Annotated in this window: 6 protein-coding genes; all 6 read right to left on the bottom strand. The window is 40.9% G+C overall.

Annotated features, from left to right (window positions below):
* Positions 1 to 197 precede the first annotated feature (197 nt).
* On the bottom strand, positions 198 to 392 hold the full coding sequence (locus LYNGBM3L_RS11900) for a hypothetical protein (RefSeq protein ID WP_008183027.1): 195 nt from the start codon (positions 390 to 392) through the stop codon (positions 198 to 200).
* 458 nt (positions 393 to 850) lie between these two features.
* Positions 851 to 1138, bottom strand: coding sequence for a hypothetical protein (locus LYNGBM3L_RS43335; RefSeq protein ID WP_075873702.1), 288 nt, complete (start codon positions 1136 to 1138; stop codon positions 851 to 853).
* Positions 1139 to 1307: 169 nt separating this feature from the next.
* Entirely contained in the window at positions 1308 to 2108 is an 801-nt protein-coding gene (locus LYNGBM3L_RS11890; RefSeq protein WP_008183023.1) for an MOSC domain-containing protein, read from the bottom strand.
* 647 nt (positions 2109 to 2755) lie between these two features.
* Positions 2756 to 3136, bottom strand: coding sequence for a hypothetical protein (locus tag LYNGBM3L_RS11885; protein WP_008183020.1), 381 nt, complete (start codon positions 3134 to 3136; stop codon positions 2756 to 2758).
* A 31-nt stretch (positions 3137 to 3167) separates the two neighbouring features.
* Entirely contained in the window at positions 3168 to 3935 is a 768-nt protein-coding gene (locus tag LYNGBM3L_RS11880) for a hypothetical protein (protein ID WP_008183019.1), read from the bottom strand.
* Between the two features lie 203 nt (positions 3936 to 4138).
* On the bottom strand, positions 4139 to 4531 hold a 393-nt coding region (locus tag LYNGBM3L_RS47285; RefSeq protein WP_044492835.1), incomplete at its 5' end, for a DUF4058 family protein.

Here is a 4531-nt window from a genome sequence, read left to right as displayed (position 1 = left end):
TGGTAGAGCACCTCAATGGCATTGAGGGGGTCAGCGGTTCGAATCCGCTTAGCTCCATATTGATTAAATATTGATTAAAGGCTGAAGTCTTTTAGCCTGAGGGGTTGCTGTAGGGTAGCTTGGCTATCAGTCTTCAGTAATAAGGTTAGAATTTTTTGACGGTTGACGGTTGACGGTTGACGGTTGGCGGGAAACTCTTAAAACAAGTTTTGGGAGTGCCGAGGGGGGAAAATCCGTGAGACTTGATGGTGAGATGTTGAGATTAAAACCTCTTTATCGAAGACGAATTCGCCGTAATCGGCGAGGTTATCTAGACCAATCAAATTTAGGATGATCTCAGCCACTAGCCAGGTGCTGACTTTCAGAAATACATTGTTCCACTGATGATTCATTGCTCTGAGGTTTAAACATTTGGTAGGTAGAGGTTTTGTCTGGCTTCTGTTTGTTCAGATGTACCTAAATCTCTACTTCAATTCCAGAGCGACGAATCCGCAAAAAAGTCAAAAATTTTTATTTAATAAAATTTCCGATATTGATTGGTGTTGAGGGTTCACGGTTTAGGGTTGACAGTTGAGATCACTTTAGCTTCCGGCAAAATTCATCCCACACTCACGTTTCACGCTTGTTGTGGGATGAATTTTGCACAGGGTCTTTAACAAAAGACCTAAGGCGCACGTTCCAATGGGCAGGTAAACTGCTCTTGGATCGCGCCTTTTGATGTGTTATAGTATGTATACTAACAAGCAAAGCCGTTCGCGTAGCGTGGCCTACGGCCTTAAATGCTGGTTTGTTGGTAAAAGATTATTCAAAAAAAAGTCAAACAAAAACAGAGCGGCAGGGCAGTCCGTTCTTAAAGCCCAGCGCCTCCTAAGCAATAGCTGGATTGGCTGGGAAGCCTAAACTGATTCAATAGAATCAGTTTAGGAGCTGTCACGTTAATCACTTTGTTTATAAGCGATCGCTTTTGAGGATTTGAACCCAATTTGGGATTATAGCGCTGCATCGCTTTTATGATAGCGATGCAGCTCAGTCTTAGGGAGGCAGTGCGGTCTTGGGGAGGCAGTGCCGCCAAAGGGGGTTCCCCCATGAGCAACTGCCGTTGTTTCCACGGGGCTGGAGAGCGATGCAGCGCGGTCATGGGGGAAAGCTCCATGACCGCGCTGCATCAAGACAGGTGCGGAAGCAAGTTCCGCACACAGACCCATGCGCCATGAGCGACTGCATCAAGACACTGTTTCCGTCAATTCTTCTCAGTTCCCTGTGCCCCATTCCCTGTTCCCGACTTCTGCAAAAAGTCTAGTCAACCTTCACGCTCCTTTAAGGATTTGGATGGGATCCCCTTGGTGCAAGACTTTACCAGCTTCAGAAGCAGGCACGTTTGTATTCACACTTAATTTGTAGAAATGATTGAAACGAGCGCTGGTTGTCCAGGATGGTAGGGTTTCCTTGCGCCTCGCCATGAAAGTCTTTTGGAAATTATCAGTAGCCTCTCCTGTCTGAGAGTCTCGTGCTAAAACAATACAACGTTGACAGGGATTAATTCCTTCTATCAAAGCTTCCCCTACTTGAAACTGAATAGATTGCCCTGATTCGGTAAACAATTGGTCTTCCCAGAAAGCAGGAACTCCTCCAATTTCTAGATTGGCTCGAACCCGACGTCGTATGTCTTCAACAGTTATTTCAGGGAACCAAGAAGCAATGGTTTCAATGGTAGCGCTACTAATAATAGTAGGACCAAGAGCATTGGTATCGTCTGGAAAACCAGTGCTGGTGTTCTGCACTACTTTAACTGGAAAATCGAAGTAATCCTTTAACCAAGCTTCCAGAGCAGTTCGCCCGTGATCAATATGAAAGGTAATGTTTTGGTTTGTGCCCTGAATCTGTAGGGATAGCAATTGGGATTGGATATGGAAGACCGACCGCAGCAAGTGAACTTTGGCATGGCGCTTACCATTGACAAATTTACCTTGCTGATCTAATAGGGCAAATTCCCGGTCATGCTTTAGGGCACCACTTTTGAGGAGAGTTGCGGTTTGGAGTTCAATCCGATCAAGGGATTTAATCGGGTAGATATAGATAGCTTTAAGGTAAGGTAAGCTGTTCAGCATTTAGATTGAGATACCTAAATTCCTCAAAGGGAACAGGGAACAGGGAACAGGGAACAGGTAATAACCAATTTTAATGCACATCAGTTTAGTGTCATTAGTCAGTCTACCACTTTTTTAAAGTAATGCGATAGTTCTAATCTATTAGAAATAAGAGATAAAGAATGATATACCAAGAATAATCAAGACTCCATCAGCTTTATCCTAGTTGTCACTATTTCGATCAAGTAAAGCATTTTTTTATAAACTTGGTAGGTGTCACAGGGCAAATTCATCTTATCAGAGTTAATAAATTAATTAATTTCTAATAATACCGGGCAGATCAAGGAAAGCGATCGCTAATCCGAGCAAGCGATCGCTAATGTTGGTTTTGTTACTTACCTTAAACAAACGTAATAAACTTTCAGTTTTAGTAGAAGAAAGTAGTTAAGCGATCGCTAAGTTATAATAGCAGCTAATTTATGCTATTAAGCCAAATATAGAGGGTTTGCCCCGAGTGGGCGCATCTCATCTTTGTAAAAACATCATTGATCCAGTCTACTTTCTCTAGTATTAATTGAAATAAAGGAGAATTATTCAGGCGATCGCTACCCTATCCTAATTCCCCCCTAAGGTCTACTATGGTAAAGTGTTGCAACGATCCTAAGCAATTACTCTACCTCCTGCCACCCTTCAATAGTTGCCATCAGAATATTCACTAGCGGATGGTCAATCGATTCCTTGAATGCCTCTACTCGTCCAGATTTCAGGGAATTGATTACCTTAACTTTTAGTGTTGGGTTATTCTCAATTTTGTCAACAACTTCACCTACAACTATCATCTTCTCTTTGTTTGTTGTAGTGGGATTAGTCTGGGAGACTTGGTCTAGAAGTTGTTGGATTTCTTCTGCTGCTTCAACTAGGGTTTGCTTATGCTCGTTGGCTATTGATAGATCAGCAGTTACAGAATTTCCAGCTATGCCTCCTGTATTGTTAGCGTAATAAACGCTTTGACTAATATTGAAATTGGATGTATTGCTATCTCCAGGCATAATAAAATCTTCTCCTTAATCAATGAGACACTTACTTTTTAGAGTAAAGCACACCAATCGTGTTTCTAGACACAAACTGATTGGGTTTTTCGTTTTCGTCTAGGGACACCCAGATCGATGCAGTCAGGTTAGCAGCTATGTTGTCTTTATATTTTTGATAATGTTGCTCCTTAAGGCTAAAAGAAGCAATGTACTTCAAGTCAGGTTTTTGTGTATTCTGTGTCCATCCATAAATCCTCAACTCGTAGTTGCCAACTTGTAAATCAAATTCTTTTCCTCCTAATTCAGGACTCCAATCGAACCGAACAATTTTATTGACTGAAGAACGTGCTTGTACTGGAATCGGTTGAGCTAGATTTTCATCTTGAAAATTTCCTCCACTCTCGATTTTAACAAAAGTAGTCCATGCCATGTCATAAAAATTGTCATTATCTTTTCTTCCAACAACTAAACGAATTCGTTTAATGGTTCCTCCTTGAGGACTCCAATTGTAGAAAGTTATGGGAAGATTGAAGCCTAATCCGACAATCTTTTGATCACCAGTTGGGTCAGTAAGGTATGTAGGAAAAAATATAATATTTCTTCCCAAAGACAGCTTAAGATTAGCTTTTCTAAAATTTGATGTATAAGCTACAGCTATAGATACAAGTAAACTAAATAAAGCAATGATGATGGTAATAGGATCCTCTGACTGCACGTTTGTTCTGGTGCTTTTATTTATTTGCGGTGCAGGTGACGACGAAGGTTGTTGAGCTATTAGCTCAGTAATTTCATAGTTGTTATGAGTCCGAAACTGCATAATTATTAGTGTCTATTGCCAAGAATAATATATAACTCACGTGGCATGATAATATTATATCATGTCTGGTTGAAGAATTATTATATACCTTGCCTACTAATTGGTACTATGTAATTATTAATTTGTAGTTTAAGATTAGGGATTATTTCGTAAGGGATTAACCGAACTTGATATTACTCCAATATAGAACCAGCTGCAGGCTACTATTCAATCAAGACTTGCTTTACCCAACTTGCATCTGCGGTCGATAAAGGTGGTGGAGGGTCTTGACTATAATCAATCGCTAAATCATAACTCCCTTGGTCGTAAAGCTGATGTAATAATTGTTGTAAATTAACCGTAGGTTCTGTATCCTCTGGTTGGAGAGGTAAAGGAAAGGAAGGGATTGCTTGGGGGAGATTGAAAGCATATAAATCGGCTTGGGGACGTTCTTGAGAACGGCTGATTACGATGCGATAGTGGCTTTGGAAGGCTTGATTATTCATAGCCATTGGTTTTCCTTGACGCAGTAAATCAATTTCCACTAAATGGGTTAAGCTATCTAATATTTTTTGCCGTTTGGTTTCATAATTGCTGCGCCCTTCTGATCGCGTAGC

This window comes from Moorena producens 3L (assembly GCF_000211815.1).
GTDB classification, from domain to species: Bacteria; Cyanobacteriota; Cyanobacteriia; order Cyanobacteriales; family Coleofasciculaceae; genus Moorena; species Moorena producens.
This window is presented reverse-complemented; position numbering and strand designations above follow the sequence as displayed.